Raw genomic sequence first — 15,317 nt, 5'->3', positions numbered from 1 at the left:
CCCGTCCGCGTCCGGGCCGCGCCCTCACACCGGCGCTGCGACCCCGTACACCGGCAGCAGCCGGGAAGGACCCGGGCGGCGTATCCAGGACGGCAGCAGCGACAGCGGATCGAGATAGACGTCGCCGCCAGGACCCGAGCGCAGCAGCCCCCAGTGCAGGCAGCCCGCGGGGCAGTGCGCGAGCCCGCCGTCCACCGTGCCGACCCGCTGCCCCGCCGCCACCCGGGCGCCGACCGGCACCGCCGCCCGCACCGGCTCGTAGCTGATCCGCAGCGCCGGGCCGATCCGCAGCACCAGCACACCCGTGCCGCCCACCCGCCCGGCGAAGACCACCTCGCCCGGCGCCGCCGCGCGCACCACCGCGCCCGGGCCCGCCCGCAGGTCGACCCCGCGGTGCCCGGCGCCCCACCCCGTGGCGGGCGGCTCGAAGGCGCGCAGCACCACCGGCCGCCCCCGCGGCCCCGGGCCCGACACCGGCCAGCTCCGCCCGCCGCCCGGCCCGCCGGGACCGGCGCCGGGCGCCGGAGCGGCCCCGCCCGCACCGGCCAGCAGCGCCGCGATCATCGTGAACCACATCATCGTGAATGCCATGGCACGACGATCCCGCATCCCGCCGCCCGCGGGATGATCATGGTCGGCTGCCTGTGGACAACTCGGGTGTCGCCGGTGACGCCACCGGTCCCGTACACTTTCTCTGGCGATCCGGGTCACCGGGTCGACTTCGCACGCCCCGCCACCCACCCCCTTCCCGGGGACGGTGGCCGCGCCCCTCGGTCCCTCGTGGCACGGCGCGTCGGGGTGTCAGGCGCGACCGTCGTCCGGCGGTCGCGGTAACCGAGTACATCAAGGAGTACGGCCATGGCCGTCGTCACGATGCGGGAGCTGCTCGAGAGCGGCGTCCACTTCGGGCACCAGACCCGTCGCTGGAACCCGAAGATGAAGCGATTCATCTTCACCGAGCGCAACGGCATCTACATCATCGACCTGCTCCAGTCGCTGTCGTACATCGACCGCGCCTACGAGTTCGTCAAGGAGACCGTCGCGCACGGCGGCTCCATCATGTTCGTGGGTACGAAGAAGCAGGCGCAGGAAGCCATCGCCGAGCAGGCCTCGCGCGTCGGCATGCCCTACGTCAACCAGCGCTGGCTGGGCGGCATGCTCACCAACTTCTCGACCGTCTACAAGCGCCTGCAGCGCCTGAAGGAGCTCGAGGAGATCGACTTCGAGGATGTGGCCGCGTCCGGCCTCACCAAGAAGGAGCTGCTGGTCCTCTCCCGCGAGAAGGACAAGCTGGAGAAGACCCTGGGCGGCATCCGCGAGATGCAGAAGGTGCCCAGCGCGGTCTGGATCGTCGACACCAAGAAGGAGCACATCGCCGTCGGTGAGGCGCGCAAGCTCCGCATCCCGGTGGTCGCGATCCTCGACACCAACTGCGACCCCGACGAGGTCGACTACAAGATCCCGGGCAACGACGACGCGATCCGCTCCGTCACGCTGCTCACCCGGGTGATCGCCGACGCCGTCGCCGAGGGCCTGATCTCCCGCTCCGGTGCCGCGCTGGGCGACAAGAAGGCCGAGGGCGCCCCGGCGGAGCCGCTGGCCGAGTGGGAGCGTGACCTGCTCGAAGGCGAGAAGAAGGCCGACGACGCGACCGAGGCCCCCGCCGCAGCCGAGGCACCCGCTGCCGAGGCCCCGGCTGCGACCGAGGAGCCCGCCGCTGCCGAGGCCGCCACCGAGGCCCCGGCCGAGGACGCGCCGGCCGACGCCGCGCCGGCCGCCGAGGGCGACGCCGAGCAGGCCTGACCTTCAGGCCGGCGGCGCATGTCCGCCGGCACCACGTGTGACGACGGCGGGGGCCAATTGCCCCCGCCGTCCACCCGTGGATCCACCGACCATTCGGGAAGAGACTCAAACCCATGGCGAACTTCACCGCCGCTGACGTCAAAAAGCTCCGCGAGCTGACCGCCGCGGGCATGATGGACTGCAAGAACGCCCTTGTGGAGGCCGAAGGCGACCTGGACAAGGCCGTCGAGATCCTTCGGGTCAAGGGCCAGAAGGGCGTCACCAAGCGCGAGGGCCGCTCGGCCTCCAACGGCGCCGTGGTGTCCCTGATCGCCGCCGACAACTCCGAGGGCGTCCTCGTCGAGCTGAAGTGCGAGACCGACTTCGTCGCCAAGGGCGACAAGTTCGTCGCCGTCGCCGACGCCGTCGCCGCGCACGTGGCCAGCAGCAAGCCGGCCGACATCGACACGCTGCTCGGCTCCGAGATCAAGCCCGGCCAGACCGTGCAGGCCTTCGTCGACGAGGCGAACGCCACCCTCGGCGAGAAGATCGTGCTCGACCGCTTCGCGCAGTTCACCGGCGGCTACGTGGCCTCCTACCTGCACCGCACCAGCCCGGACCTGCCCCCGCAGGTCGGCGTGCTGGTCGAGCTGGACAAGGCCGACGCGCAGACCGCCAAGGACGTCGCGCAGCACATCGCCGCCTTCGCGCCGAAGTACCTGACCCGCGACGAGATCGACGCCGACACCGTCGAGAACGAGCGCCGGGTCGCCGAGGCCACCGCCCGCGAGGAGGGCAAGCCCGACGCCGCCCTGCCGCGTATCGTCGAGGGCCGCGTGAACGGCTTCTTCAAGGAGAACGTCGTCCTTGAGCAGGCGTTCGCCAAGGACGCCAAGAAGACCGTCCAGAAGGTGCTGGACGAGGCCGGAGTCACGCTCAAGCGCTTCGCCCGCTTCCGCGTCGGCGTCTGACCACTGGGGACGCAAACCGAGTCCCGGGTGCCGCCGGCAGCGAATGGCCGGCGGCCCCGCTAGGGTCGTACGCGGGCGGCTGCCCGCCGGCCGGCCGCAGATGTGACAAGGAGGCCATTGCCGTACCGGGAACCCACAAGGACCCACGGCAATGGCCTCCTTTGTACGTGCACGAGGAGCTCTCCATGAACGAAGGCGCCGCACAGGCCCCGACCACCGTGTCCGCCGCCGTCCGCGACGGCGCACCGCGCCGCCGCTTCCTGCTCAAGCTGTCCGGCGAGGCGTTCGCCGGCGGCGGCGGCCTCGGCGTCGACCCCGATGTCGTGCACGCCGTCGCCCGCGAGGTCGCCGCCGTCGTCGCGGACGGTTACGAGATCGCCCTCGTCGTCGGCGGCGGCAACTTCTTCCGCGGCGCGGAGCTGCAGCAGCGCGGCATGGACCGGGCCCGCTCCGACTACATGGGCATGCTCGGCACCGTCATGAACTGCCTCGCGCTCCAGGACTTCCTGGAGAAGGAGGGCGTCGAGACCCGGGTGCAGACCGCGATCACCATGGGCCAGGTCGCCGAGCCGTACATCCCGCTGCGTGCCGTACGGCACCTGGAGAAGGGCCGCGTGGTGATCTTCGGCGCGGGTATGGGTATGCCGTACTTCTCCACCGACACCACCGCGGCACAGCGTGCGCTGGAGATCGACGCCGCCGCGATGCTGATGGGCAAGAACGGGGTGGACGGCGTCTACGACTCCGACCCCAAGCTGAACCCGGACGCGGTCAAGTTCGACGCACTGGAGTACGGCGAGGTGATCGCCCGCGACCTGCGGGTCGCCGACCTCACCGCGATCACCCTGTGCCAGGACAACAAGCTGCCGATCCTGGTCTTCGAACTGCTCGCCGAGGGCAACATCGCCCGGGCGGTCAGGGGTGAGAAGATCGGCACGCTGGTCAACACCCAGGGCACCCGGGAGTAGCCGCAACCCGCCACGGGGGATGGACAACACGCTGCCGGTCGGACACCGTGCAGGACAGACGCACGCAGGGGCCGCGCCTCCAGGGCTCCGCCTTCTGACTACCAGGAGCACATGGTGATTGAAGAAACCCTCCTCGAAGCCGAGGAGAAGATGGAGAAGGCTGTCACCGTCGCCAAGGACGACTTCGCGGCGATCCGAACCGGCCGTGCGCACCCGGCGATGTTCAACAAGATCGTGGCCGAGTACTACGGCGCCGTCACGCCGATCAACCAGCTCGCCTCCTTCGCGGTACCCGAGCCGCGGATGGCGGTGATCACCCCCTTCGACAGCAGCAGCCTGCGCAACATCGAGGAGGCGATCCGCAACTCCGACCTCGGCGTCAACCCGAGCAACGACGGCCGTATCATCCGGGTGGTCTTCCCGCAGCTCACCGAGGAGCGCAGGCGGGAGTACATCAAGGTCGCCAAGTCCAAGGGCGAGGACGCCAAGATCTCCATCCGCAGCATCCGCCGCAAGGCGAAGGAGACCCTGGACAAGTTCGTCAAGGACGGCGACACCGGCGAGGACGAGGTGCGCCGCGCTGAGAAGGAGCTGGACGACACCACCGCGAAGTACGTCGCGCAGGTCGACGAACTGCTCAAGCACAAGGAGACGGAGCTGCTGGAGGTCTGACCCTCCGGTCGGCCCGCCGCACCCCCGCCCGACCTTTACCGTCCCTCATGACCCCCGACGACGACGCGAGGCGAAGCTCAGTGAACGACTCTTCCTGGGGCGCTTCGCCGCGCGCCGGCCACTGGGGAGCGCCCGAGGACACGGTCGTAGCCCCGGCGGGTTCCGCGGCGGGAAACGGGACCAGGAGGAAGACTCCTTCCATGCCACCGCCACCCCCCCCGGCCTCGGCGCCCCAGCCGCCGCACCAGCCTGCCCCCCCGAAGAAGACCGCGGGGCGTAATCTGCAGGCCGCGATAGGGGTCGGGGTCGGGCTCGGCGTGATCATCGTCGCGGCGCTGTTCATCGTCAAGGCGGTCTTCGTCGGCGTCGTCGCGGTCGCCGTGGTCATCGGCGTGTGGGAGCTGACCTCGCGGCTCGCCGAGCGCAAGGACATCCGCGTACCGCTGATCCCGCTCGCGGTGGGCGGCGCGGCCATGGTGGTGGCCGGCTATCTGCGCGGCGCCGACGGTGCCTGGGTGGCGATGGCGCTGACCTCGCTGGCCATCCTGGTCTGGCGGATGACCGAGCCTCCGCACGACTACCTCAAGGACGTCACCGCGGGCGTCTTCGCCGCCTTCTACGTGCCCTTCCTCGCCACCTTCGTGGTGATGATGCTCGCCGCGGACGACGGCCCCCGCCGGGTGCTGGTCTTCCTGCTGCTCACCGTGATCAGCGACACCGGCGCCTACGCGGTCGGCTGGCGCTTCGGCAGCCACAAGCTCGCCCCGCGCATCAGCCCCGGCAAGACCCGCGAGGGCCTGCTCGGCGCGATCGCCTTCGCCATGGTGGCGGGCGCCCTGCTGATGCAGTACGTCATCGACGGCGGCCACTGGTGGCAGGGCCTGCTGCTGGGCCTGGCCGCCGCCGTCAGCGCCACCCTCGGCGACCTCGGCGAGTCCATGATCAAGCGCGACCTCGCCATCAAGGACATGGGCACGCTGCTCCCCGGCCACGGCGGCATCATGGACCGCCTGGACAGCCTCCTCCCGACCGCCCCGGTGGTCTGGCTCCTCCTGGTCGCCTTCGTCGGCAAGGGCTGATCCCCGGACGCCGCGTCCGGGGCAGCCCGGACGCGGGTGGCCACCACCACCACACCGAACCCGTCCTGGCCGCACTGGAGACGGGCCTGTGGCAGCGCGACAGGGGAGACAACCGCCACCAGCCCGGCCGACTGGGGCGCCTGGGCGCCCGGCCTGAAACGCAATCCCTTACCGGTACGGGCACATTCCCGCTGTGGCATCACAGGGGCGGCGGGGCGGCGTGGAAGTCTTCTCCGCCGTAAAGGGATTCGTAGTGGATCTCGATACGCAGGCGGTTGGCGACGATTTCCCAAAACCAGGCGTCGGTGGTGTCGTCGAAAGGGTCAAGGAGTAGAAGGTACGTCTTGTTGCCGGGGAGAAGGGTGGAGCCGGTGAAGAGAGCTGAGATCACTGGTTCCCGTGGTGCGCCTGCGAAGACGTGGTGAAAGGCTGACAGATTCCACTGACCCAGGTGCGTGCCGTCGTAGTAGACCTCGGTGCTGGTGACGAGTGCGGGTCCGAGGCCTGCGTTGACCGCCAGCAGACCCGCTCGACGGTCGGGCTTGAGGCGCACTTGGCGCACTTGAATCAGCGGGCGTACCGACTGGCGGTTGTGCCGGATGGTACTCCGGGACTGTACGACCGACACCCATAACGATCCCAACGCGATAACGGTGGCGCCCCCGGCCACCAAAAGCTCAGCGCTCATGTGCCCCCCACTCTGCCTTGCGATGGTTCCTTCCCCATCCGTAGCTTCCTGACTCGCACGGTGGGCCGACGCGCAGCCGTCCTGCCGAGCCTGACCAGGCAGTCACCGTGCGCCCATCCGCTCCGAGCAGGCAACGCCGCGCGGTCTGCGACACTGGTAGGCATCATGCCTGCACCCGGAGAACTCACTTTCGCCGTGCCGCGCGGGGCCAAGAAGCCCCCGCGGCATCTTGCCGACCTCTCGCCCGCCGAACGACGTGAGGCGGTGGCAGCGCTCGGGGAGAAGCCGTTCCGGGCCAAGCAGCTGTCGCAGCACTACTTCGCGCGGTTCGCCGACGACCCGGCCGCCTGGACGGACATACCGGCGGCGGCCCGCGGCAAGCTCGCCGGGGACCTGCTGCCCGAGCTGATGACCGTGGTGCGCCACGCGTCCTGCGACGACGGCGACACCCGCAAGACGCTGTGGAAGCTCTTCGACGGCACGCTCGTCGAGTCGGTGCTGATGCGCTACCCCGACCGGGTCACCATGTGCATCTCGTCACAGGCCGGCTGCGGCATGAACTGCCCGTTCTGCGCCACCGGACAGGCAGGCCTGGACCGCAACCTGTCGACCGCCGAAATCGTGCACCAGATCGTGGCCGCCATGAAGGCGCTGCGCGACGGCGAGGTCCCCGGCGGCGCGACCCGGCTGTCGAACATCGTCTTCATGGGCATGGGCGAGCCGCTGGCCAACTACAACCGGGTGGTCGGCGCGATCCGCCGGCTCACCGACCCCGAGCCGGACGGCCTGGGCCTCTCGCAGCGCGGCATCACCGTGTCCACCGTGGGCCTGGTGCCCGCGATGTACCGCTTCGCGGACGAGGGCTTCAAGTGCCGCCTCGCGGTGTCCCTGCACGCCCCCGACGACGAGCTGCGCGACACCCTGGTGCCGGTCAACACCCGGTGGAAGGTCCGCGAGGTGCTGGACGCGGCCTGGCACTACTCCGAGGTGTCCGGCCGCCGGATCTCCATCGAGTACGCCCTGATCCGCGACGTGAACGACCAGGCGTGGCGCGCCGACCGGCTGGGCAGGCTGCTGAAGAACCACCGGGTGCACGTCAACCTCATCCCGCTCAACCCGACGCCCGGCTCGAAGTGGACGGCGTCGCGGCCCGAGGACGAGCGCGCGTTCGTGGCGGCGCTCGAAGCGCACGGCGTGCCGGTGACCGTACGCGACACCCGCGGCCAGGAGATCGAAGGCGCCTGCGGACAGCTCGCCGCCGCCGAGCGCTGACCTGCTGCTATCGTACGGTCGGCGACCGGCGGGCGTAGCGTCGCAGCAGGCGGACGCCATACGGTCGTACAACAGAACATTCCGACAGGGGAGCGCCTGAGACGGCGCTGAGAGTGCGGCGAGGGACCAGAACCTAAGGGTCCCAGGCCGCAGACCCTCCCACCTGATCCGGGTCATACCGGCGTAGGGAGTCATCGCAGATGAGAACCACATCCCGGCGTGCAGCGGGCGCGCTCGCCCTGGCCGCAGCCGCGGCGACCGTCCTGGCCGCCTGCGGCAGCGACTCGCCGGACAAGGGCAAGGACAAGGCCGGCAGCGGCGGCTCAAAGACCGTCACCCTGGTCAGCCACGACTCCTTCGCCGCGTCGAAGTCCGTGCTCGCCCAATTCACCAAGGAGACCGGCTACACGGTCAAGGTGCTGCGCGGCGGCGACGCGGGCGCGGCAGTGAACCAGGCCATCCTCACCAAGGACCACCCGCGCGGCGACGTCTTCTTCGGCGTCGACAACACCCTGCTGTCCCGGGCGCTCGACAACGGCCTGTTCACGCCGTACGCGGCCAAGGACCTCGGCCAGGTGCCGGCCGACGTGCAGCTGGACGCGGCCGGGCACCGTGTCACCCCGATCGACTCGGGCGACGTCTGCGTCAACTACGACCGGGCCTACTTCACCGCCCACCACCTTGCGCCGCCGCAGACCTTCGCCGACCTCGTCAAGCCCGCCTACAAGAACCTGCTGGTGACCGAGAACGTCTCGACGTCCTCGCCGGGCCTGGCCTTCCTGCTGGGCAGCGCCGCCACCTATGGCGACGGCGGCTGGCAGGGGTACTGGAAGCAGCTCAAGAGCAACGGCGTCGAGGTCGTGGACAGCTGGGAGCAGGCCTACAACGACCGCTTCTCCGGCTCCTCCGCGGGCAAGCAGGCCAAGGGTGACCGGCCGCTGGTGGTCTCCTACGCGTCGAGCCCGCCCGCCGAGGTCATCGGCGTCACCCCTGAGCCGGCCCAGTCGCCCGTGGGAGTGTCCACCGGCACCTGCTTCCGGCAGATCGAATTCGCCGGCCTCCTGCACGGCGCGAAGAACACCGCGGGCGGCCGGGCACTGATCGACTTCATGCTGAGCAAGGCCTTCCAGCAGGACATGCCGCTGCAGATGTACGTCGACCCGGTCCGCGAGGACGCCGTCGAGCCGCCGGTGTTCGTCAAGTACGGCACGAAGATCGACCACCCCACCACGCTCGCGCCCGCGAAGATCGCCGCCAAGCGCGACGACTGGGTCGGCGCGTGGAATTCGATCGTCCTGAAGTGAGCGCACGGTGAGCGCGCTGCGTACGGCGTACGACCGCGGCACCCGCGGGTCGGGCGGCGCCCGTGAGCCCCGCAAGGCCGCGGGAGGCCGCGGCGCCGCCGTACGCGCCGCCCTGATGGCGCTCCCGCTGCTGTTCTTCGCGGCCTTCTTCGGCTATCCCGTGGCGGCGATCGTCACCCGGGGCCTGCACCAGGGCGGCGGCTGGCAGTTCGGCCGGATCGGCGACGTCCTGGGCGACGCCGGAATCCGCCATGTGCTGTGGTTCACCTGCTGGCAGGCCGCCGCCTCCACCGCGCTGACCCTGCTGGCCGCGCTGCCCGGCGCCTATGTCTTCGCCCGGCTGGACTTCCCCGGGCGGCGGCTGCTGCGCGCGATCGTCACCGTGCCCTTCGTGCTGCCGACCGTCGTCGCCGGCTCCGCCTTCCTGGCGCTGCTCGGCCGGGACGGCTTCACCGACTCGCTGTTCGGGGTGCGGCTCGACACCAGTGTGTGGGCCATCCTGATCGCCCACGTCTTCTTCAACTACGCCGTCGTGGTCCGCACCGTCGGCGGGCTGTGGGCGCAGCTCGACCCGGCGCAGGAGGAGGCCGCCAGGATGCTCGGGGCGGGCCGGCTCGCCGCCTGGCGACGGGTGACGCTGCCCGCGCTCGGCCCGTCGGTGGCCGCGGCGGCGCTGATGGTCTTCCTGTTCACCTTCACCTCCTTCGGCGTGATCCAGATCCTCGGCGGCCCCACGTACTCCACCCTCGAAGTGGAGATCTACCGGCAGACCGCGGAGATCTTCGACCTGCCGACCGCCGCCGTCCTCACCCTGCTGCAACTTGCCGCGGTCGTCGCGATTCTCGCCGTGCACGCCTGGACGGTGCGCCGCCGCGAGTCCGCGCTGCGGCTGGTGGACCCGGCGCTGACCGCGCACCGGCCGCGCGGGGCGGCGGAGCGCACCCTGCTGGGCGCCGTGCTCGCGGTCATCGCGCTGCTCATCCTGCTGCCGCTCGGCGTGCTCGTGGTCCGCTCCTTCGACACGCCCGGCGGCTACGGGCTGGCCTTCTACCGGGCGCTCGGCTCCACCGACGGCGGCACCTTCAGCGTCGCCCCCTGGGAGACGGTGGGCAATTCGCTGCGCTTCGCCGCCGTCGCCACCGTCATCGCGCTGACCGTCGGCGGACTGGCCGCGGCGGCGCTGGTGCGCAGGGCGGGACGGCTGGTACGCGGCTTCGACGCGCTGCTGATGCTGCCGCTGGGCACCTCCGCCGTCACCATCGGCTTCGGCTTCCTGATCGCGCTCGACAAACCGCCGCTGGACCTGCGGGACTCCTGGCTGCTGGTGCCGCTCGCCCAGGCGCTGGTCGGCGCGCCCTTCGTGATGCGGGTGATGCTCCCGGTGCTGCGGGCCGTCGACGAGCGGCTGCGGGAGGCGGCGGCGGTGCTCGGCGCGTCGCCGTGGCGTGTCTGGCGGGAGGTGGAACTCCCGCTGGTGTCCCGCGCCGTGGCCATTGCCGCGGGATTCGCCTTCGCCGTCTCGCTGGGCGAATTCGGCGCCACCGTCTTCATCGCCCGCCCCGACGACCCCACCCTGCCGGTCGCCGTCGCCAGGCTGCTGGGGCGGGCCGGCGCGCTCAACTACGGTCAGGCGATGGCGCTGAGCACCGTCCTGATGCTGGTCTGCGCCGCGTCGCTGCTGGTGCTCGAATCGCTGCGCACCACAGGATCGGGGGAGTTGTGACCGCGACCACGACGCTGACCGAGGCCAGGACCGCGGACGCCGCGCTGCTGCGCCTCGATGCCGCGACCGTACGGTTCGGGGCGCGGAGCGCGCTGGACGCCGTGGACCTGGACGTCGCCGAGCACGAGATCGTCAGCGTGCTCGGCCCCAGTGGCAGCGGCAAGTCCACCCTGCTGCGGGCAGTCGCGGGCCTCACGGCGCTGGACGCGGGGCGGGTGCTGCTCGGCGGCGCCGACCAGCGCGGCGTGCCCGCGCACCGCCGCGGCGTCGGCCTGATGTTCCAGGACCACCAGCTCTTCCCGCAGCGCGACGTCGGCGGCAATGTCGGCTTCGGGCCGCGGATGCACAAGGCGCCGCGCGAGCAGCGGCAGCGCCGGGTGGCGGAACTCCTCGACATGGTGGGCCTGCCGGGCGCGCAGGCCCGCTCGGTCGCCACGCTGTCCGGCGGCGAGCAGCAGCGGGTCGCGCTGGCCCGCGCGCTCGCGCCCGAGCCGCGGCTGCTGATGCTGGACGAGCCGCTGGGCCAGCTCGACCGCTCGCTGCGCGAACGCCTGGTGGTGGAGCTGCGGCAGCTGTTCGGCCGGCTCGGCACCACCGTGCTCGCCGTCACCCACGACCAGGGCGAGGCCTTCGCGCTGGCCGACCGGGTGGTGGTGATGCGGGACGGCAGGATCGCCCAGACCGGCACCCCGCTGGAGGTCTGGCAGCACCCGGCCGACGAGTTCGTCGCCCGCTTCCTCGGTTTCGACAGCATCACCGACGCCGTGGTGACCGGCAGCGTCGCCGTCACCGACTGGGGCAAGCTGCCGGCGCCGGCCGGCGCCCCGGACGGCCCCTGCCGGCTGCTGGTCCGCCCCACCGGGGTCCGGCTGTCGGCGGAGGGCGCACTGCGCTGCGAGGTCGTCGCCCGCACCTTCCGCGGCGGCCATGTCGCGGTACGGCTGCGGCCGGAGCACGGGCCGCTGCTGGAGGCCGAATGCGCGCTGCGGGACGCCCCGCAGGAGGGCGCGGCCGTCGGCGTGGCCTTCGCCTCTGAGGACATCGTCGTCCTGCCCGGGTGACACAGCGGGCGGTACGGACGCCGCTCGTACGCACTCCGGCCGTCCGGACGCTGACCGTACGCTCACCGCCCGTCCGGATGCCGCCCGTACGCCCGCCGGCCGTGCGCCCCGGGCCTGCGCGTCCGGCAGAACCACACGGATGGGCACCGATGAGTTTCGCCGCCCCGGACCGTCCTATCTGCTGGAGGCGCGAGGACGCCTCCCGGGCCGACGAGAATCGGAGCACACCATGCAGAAGATCACCACCTTCCTCTGGTACGACGACAAGGCGGAGGAGGCCGCGGCCTTCTACACCTCGCTCTTCGAGGACTCGCGGATCGTCCGCGAGCAGCGGTACGGCGAGGCCGGCCCCGGCGTCGCCGGCCGCGTGATGCTGGTGGAGTTCGAGCTGGCCGGGCAGCGGTTCCTGGCGCTGAACGGCGGCCCCGACTTCACCTTCAACGAGGCCATGTCGCTGTCCGTCGACTGCGGCCCCCAGGAGGAGGTCGACCGGCTGTGGGCCGCGCTGACCGCCGACGGCGGTCAGGAGGGCCCCTGCGGCTGGCTCAAGGACCGCTACGGCGTCTCCTGGCAGATCGTGCCCCGCCGGCTCCATGAGCTGATCTCCGACCCCGACCCGGTGAAGTCCCAGGCCGCGACGAAGGCGATGCTGGGCATGAAGAAGATCGTGATCGAGGAGCTGGAGGCCGCCCACGCCGGCTGAACCGCGGGCGGGAGGCCCCCGCTCACTTCTCCAGCAGCCTGGCGAGCGCGTCCGGCACCTCGGACACCGACTCGACCAGCGCGATGCGCCACGCCATCGGATGGTCGCGGGCCAGTGCGTTCAGCAGCGGCCAGGCGGGCAGCCGCTCGGTCCAGTGCGCCCGGTCGACCAGCACCATCGGGGTGGGCTCGCCGCGCGAGGAGTAGTAGTTCGGGGTCGCCGCGTCGAAGATCTCCTGGATGGTGCCCGCCGCGCCCGGCAGGAAGACCACGCCGGCGTTGCAGCGGGCCAGCAGGGTGTCCTCGCGCACCGGGTTGGCGAAGAACTTCGCGATGTGCGAGGCGAAGGCGTTCGGCGGCTCGTGCCCGTAGAACCAGGTCGGCACCCCCAGCGAGGTGCCGCCCTCGGACCAGCGGTCGCGTACTTCGAAGGCGGTCATCGCCCACTCGCCGACCGACGGCCGGAAGGACGGCGCGCCGCCGAGCACCGACAGCGCCTTGCCGAGCATCAGGTCGTCGTGCGGCGCGGCATAGGCGCCGAAATTCGCCGCCTCCATCGCACCGGGTCCGCCGCCGGTGGCCACCGTCAGGCCGCTGCGGGCCAGCGCCCGGCCGAGCCGGGCGGCCCCGGCGTAGGCGTCGGTGCCGCGCTTTATGGCGTGGCCGCCCATCACGCCCACCACGCGGGCGCCCGCCAGATGCTCGTCCAGGGCGTCGGACACGGCGTCGTCATGGATCGAGCGCAGCATCGACGCCAGTATGTCGCCGTTCGCCGCGGTCGTCCTGAACCACTCGTACGCGCGGGCGTCCGGGGTGCGCTCGTAGCCGCCGGCGAGATCCGCGTACAGCTCGGCGGGGTTGTAGAGCGCGGCCCGGTAGGGATCGAAGGGCAGGTGCGGGACGGGCGGGAAGACCAGCGCGCCGCCCGCCCTGACGTGGGCGAGCGCCTGCGGCTCCATCGGGCAGCCGAGGAAGACCGCCTGCGTGGTGTCGGCGACCAGCAGGGCGAACGTACGGTCCGTCAGGTCGACGGCCTGCAGGCGGTATCCGGCGAAGGAACCCGACAGGGCGACCCGGTCGAATTCCTCCAGGGTCTCGATCTCACGGGCGGGCGGGGGCGTCATGTCGGCGGGCACGCCAGCACGATAGCCCGCCGGTCGGCTCACCGGTTCGCCGGTACGGTCGCGAACCCGGCGATCAGGGCCGTCAGGGGGACCGCGACCGCCAGCAGCACCCCCGCGCGCAGCGCGACCGCGCCGCGCAGCAGGGCGGGGGAGGCCCCCAGGTCGCGCAGCGCGGCGGTGGACCGCGCCCTGGCGCTCCTGGCCTCCAGCATCGCGGTGCCCGCGATGGCCAGCACGCATACCGCGATCAGGCCGGCGGCGAAGGTCGTCAGCGGGCCGAACCGGTGGCCGCCGCCGCTCAGGCCGTACGCCGCCACGGCCGCCGTCGCCGTCGCGCACAGCAGGCCGAGCGGGCGGCCGACCCGGCGCGCCTCCTGCTGGAGCGCCCGGCCGGACAGCAGCCGCAGCGCGCCCGGCCGGTGCAGGGCGAGCAGCCGCCCGCACAGATACACCAGGCCAGGACCGGCGACCACCATGCCGACGGAGGCGAGCGCCCAGCCCGCCGCCGTCGCGGGCGACACCGAGCCCAGACCGCTGGGCAGCCGCAGCGCGTCGCCGCGCGGGGCGCTCACCTGCACGGCGAGCCCCACCGCGGTCAGCGCGACGCCCCAGGGCAGCCCCGCGGGCGCGGACCCGGGCCTGGCCGGCCGCGGCTGCCACAGCCGGGCGGCGGCCACGCCGGCGGCGGCCAGCGGCACCGCCGCCAGCAGTGTCGCGGCGCCCGCGACCGGCAGCCGGTGTCCGGCGCCGAGCACCTCGGAGGCGGACCCGGCGTAGGGCACACCGCCCAGGACGCCGCGCAGGTAGAGGAAGGACAGCAGGGCGAGCCCGCTGCCGATGGCGCAGGCCAGCGCGGCGCTCGCGGCGCCGATCAGCACCGTCGCGCTCCGGCCGAGCCCGATCGCGGCGAGCCCGGAGCCCGGCCACCCCAGCGGCTGGGCGCGGCCGACGGCCGCCGCCAGCTGTACGGTCACCGCGGCCGGCAGCAGGCACCACATCAGGCGCACCCCGGCCCCGGCGCCGGTCTGCGGGTGCCCCAGAGCCCAGCCGAGCGCCGAGAGCAGCAGCAGCCCCGTACCGGCCGCCGCGGCGACCACCGTGAACCAGCGCCCCATGGCGCCCAGACGCGCCCCGCGCACCATCCGCCAGCTCAGCACGACGCCTCCCGCCCGGTGACGGGGTCCGGGGTGCGCGTGCCGTCGCCAGGCGCGGTGCCCTGGTCCTGGTGGCGGGTCATGCGTTCGCCGGCGCAGGGTCGGGCGTCTCGCGGTCCTGGACGGCCGTCGCGGATTCGGTGCGGCCGTCGCGCAGGGCCAGCGTCCGGTCGGCGTAGCGGGCCGTGTCCGGGTCGGTGCCGGCGAGTACCACCGTCATGCCGTGCGAGCGGGCCGCGCTGGTGAGGGTGCGCAGCACCTGGGCGCGGTCGGCGCGGTGCAGCGGCGCGGCCGGGTCGTCGGCGAAGACCACCGCGGGCGTCGCGACCAGGGCGCGGGCCACCGCGACCCGCTGCCGCTCCGACTGGAGCAGCCTGGCAGGGTGCTTGCGGGCGGCGGCACCGATGTCGAGCCGGTCCAGCCACTCCTGGGCCTGCGCGCGGGCGGCCCGCGACCGGACGCCGCGCATCAGCAGCGGCAGCGCCGCGTTTTCCCACGCCGTCAGTTCCGGCAGCAGCTGCGGTTCGCTGCCGACCCAGCCGAAGCGCTCCCTGCGCAAGTGGTCGCGGGCCGCCGCGGGCTGGGTGTGCACGGGTGCGCCGTTGAACCACACCTCGCCCTGGTCGGGCACCAGCTGGCCCGAGAGGCAGCGCAGCAGCGTCGTCTTGCCGGAGCCGCGCGGCCCGACCACCGCGAGGATCTCCCCTTCGCGCACCCCGACCGAGACGCCGAGCAGGGCGGGCGAGCCCCGGTGGGAGTGGCGCAGGGTGCGGGCGAAGAGCACGTCGTTGTCGGGCGGGGCCACCATGCCGTTCCT

Annotated in this window: 15 protein-coding genes and 1 riboswitch; of the genes, 10 read left to right on the top strand and 5 right to left on the bottom strand. The window is 72.5% G+C overall.

What is annotated here, in order from left to right; genetic code table 11:
* Positions 1-24: 24 nt before the first annotated feature.
* Entirely contained in the window at positions 25-591 is a 567-nt protein-coding gene (locus OHA86_RS09765) for a murein hydrolase activator EnvC family protein (RefSeq protein WP_329174192.1), read from the bottom strand.
* Between the two features lie 267 nt (positions 592-858).
* Here OHA86_RS09765 and rpsB point away from each other — a divergent pair, with 267 nt between their 5' ends.
* The 5 genes from rpsB (at position 859) to OHA86_RS09740 (ending at position 5,472) form a co-directional block, all read left to right on the top strand.
* On the top strand, positions 859-1,803 hold the full coding sequence (gene rpsB / locus OHA86_RS09760; RefSeq protein ID WP_329174190.1) for a 30S ribosomal protein S2: 945 nt from the start codon (positions 859-861) through the stop codon (positions 1,801-1,803).
* 113 nt (positions 1,804-1,916) lie between these two features.
* Positions 1,917-2,753 (top strand): translation elongation factor Ts, encoded by an 837-nt coding sequence (gene tsf / locus OHA86_RS09755; protein WP_329174188.1) that lies wholly within the window; start codon positions 1,917-1,919, stop codon positions 2,751-2,753.
* Positions 2,754-2,938: 185 nt separating this feature from the next.
* Positions 2,939-3,721 (top strand): UMP kinase, encoded by a 783-nt coding sequence (pyrH, locus tag OHA86_RS09750; RefSeq protein ID WP_329174186.1) that lies wholly within the window; start codon positions 2,939-2,941, stop codon positions 3,719-3,721.
* Between the two features lie 114 nt (positions 3,722-3,835).
* Positions 3,836-4,393: a ribosome recycling factor gene (frr, locus tag OHA86_RS09745; RefSeq protein WP_329182345.1), complete on the top strand. Its 558-nt coding sequence runs from the start codon at positions 3,836-3,838 to the stop codon at positions 4,391-4,393.
* Between the two features lie 80 nt (positions 4,394-4,473).
* Positions 4,474-5,472, top strand: coding sequence for a phosphatidate cytidylyltransferase (locus tag OHA86_RS09740; protein ID WP_329174184.1), 999 nt, complete (start codon positions 4,474-4,476; stop codon positions 5,470-5,472).
* A gap of 199 nt (positions 5,473-5,671) precedes the next feature.
* Here the strand turns inward: OHA86_RS09740 and OHA86_RS09735 are convergent, their stop codons facing one another.
* Positions 5,672-6,160, bottom strand: coding sequence for a hypothetical protein (locus OHA86_RS09735; protein WP_329174182.1), 489 nt, complete (start codon positions 6,158-6,160; stop codon positions 5,672-5,674).
* 165 nt (positions 6,161-6,325) lie between these two features.
* On the opposite strand from OHA86_RS09735, the gene rlmN reads away from it, so the two are divergent.
* The 5 genes from rlmN (at position 6,326) to OHA86_RS09710 (ending at position 12,223) form a co-directional block, all read left to right on the top strand.
* Complete coding sequence (rlmN, locus tag OHA86_RS09730) at positions 6,326-7,432, top strand: 23S rRNA (adenine(2503)-C(2))-methyltransferase RlmN (RefSeq protein WP_329174180.1); 1,107 nt, start codon at positions 6,326-6,328, stop codon at positions 7,430-7,432.
* Between the two features lie 76 nt (positions 7,433-7,508).
* Positions 7,509-7,639: riboswitch (TPP riboswitch) on the top strand.
* A complete protein-coding gene (locus tag OHA86_RS09725; RefSeq protein WP_329174178.1) occupies positions 7,633-8,736 on the top strand; it encodes a thiamine ABC transporter substrate-binding protein in 1,104 nt (367 codons plus the stop codon). It overlaps the preceding riboswitch by 7 nt.
* A gap of 115 nt (positions 8,737-8,851) precedes the next feature.
* The gene (locus tag OHA86_RS09720; RefSeq protein WP_329182344.1) at positions 8,852-10,459 is read left to right on the top strand and encodes an ABC transporter permease; all 1,608 of its coding nucleotides are present in this window, start codon (positions 8,852-8,854) and stop codon (positions 10,457-10,459) included.
* Complete coding sequence (locus OHA86_RS09715) at positions 10,456-11,520, top strand: ABC transporter ATP-binding protein (protein WP_329174177.1); 1,065 nt, start codon at positions 10,456-10,458, stop codon at positions 11,518-11,520. Before OHA86_RS09720 ends, OHA86_RS09715 begins: the two co-directional genes overlap by 4 nt.
* A 229-nt stretch (positions 11,521-11,749) precedes the next feature.
* Positions 11,750-12,223: a VOC family protein gene (locus OHA86_RS09710; protein WP_329174175.1), complete on the top strand. Its 474-nt coding sequence runs from the start codon at positions 11,750-11,752 to the stop codon at positions 12,221-12,223.
* A 22-nt stretch (positions 12,224-12,245) separates the two neighbouring features.
* On the opposite strand, the gene OHA86_RS09705 is transcribed toward OHA86_RS09710, so the two are convergent.
* The 3 genes from OHA86_RS09705 to OHA86_RS09695 all read right to left on the bottom strand — a co-directional run bounded on the left by OHA86_RS09705 (position 12,246) and on the right by OHA86_RS09695 (position 15,308).
* Positions 12,246-13,346, bottom strand: coding sequence for an LOG family protein (locus OHA86_RS09705; RefSeq protein WP_329182343.1), 1,101 nt, complete (start codon positions 13,344-13,346; stop codon positions 12,246-12,248).
* Between the two features lie 38 nt (positions 13,347-13,384).
* Positions 13,385-14,503 carry a hypothetical protein gene (locus OHA86_RS09700; protein WP_329174173.1) on the bottom strand — a complete coding sequence of 373 codons (1,119 nt, stop codon included), beginning with the start codon at positions 14,501-14,503 and terminating at the stop codon, positions 13,385-13,387.
* Between the two features lie 76 nt (positions 14,504-14,579).
* The gene (locus tag OHA86_RS09695) at positions 14,580-15,308 is read right to left on the bottom strand and encodes an ABC transporter ATP-binding protein (RefSeq protein ID WP_329174172.1); all 729 of its coding nucleotides are present in this window, start codon (positions 15,306-15,308) and stop codon (positions 14,580-14,582) included.
* Positions 15,309-15,317: the final 9 nt, after the last annotated feature.

It is taken from the genome of Streptomyces sp. NBC_01477 (assembly GCF_036227245.1).
In the GTDB taxonomy this organism is placed as follows: domain Bacteria; phylum Actinomycetota; class Actinomycetes; order Streptomycetales; family Streptomycetaceae; genus Actinacidiphila.
This window is presented reverse-complemented; position numbering and strand designations above follow the sequence as displayed.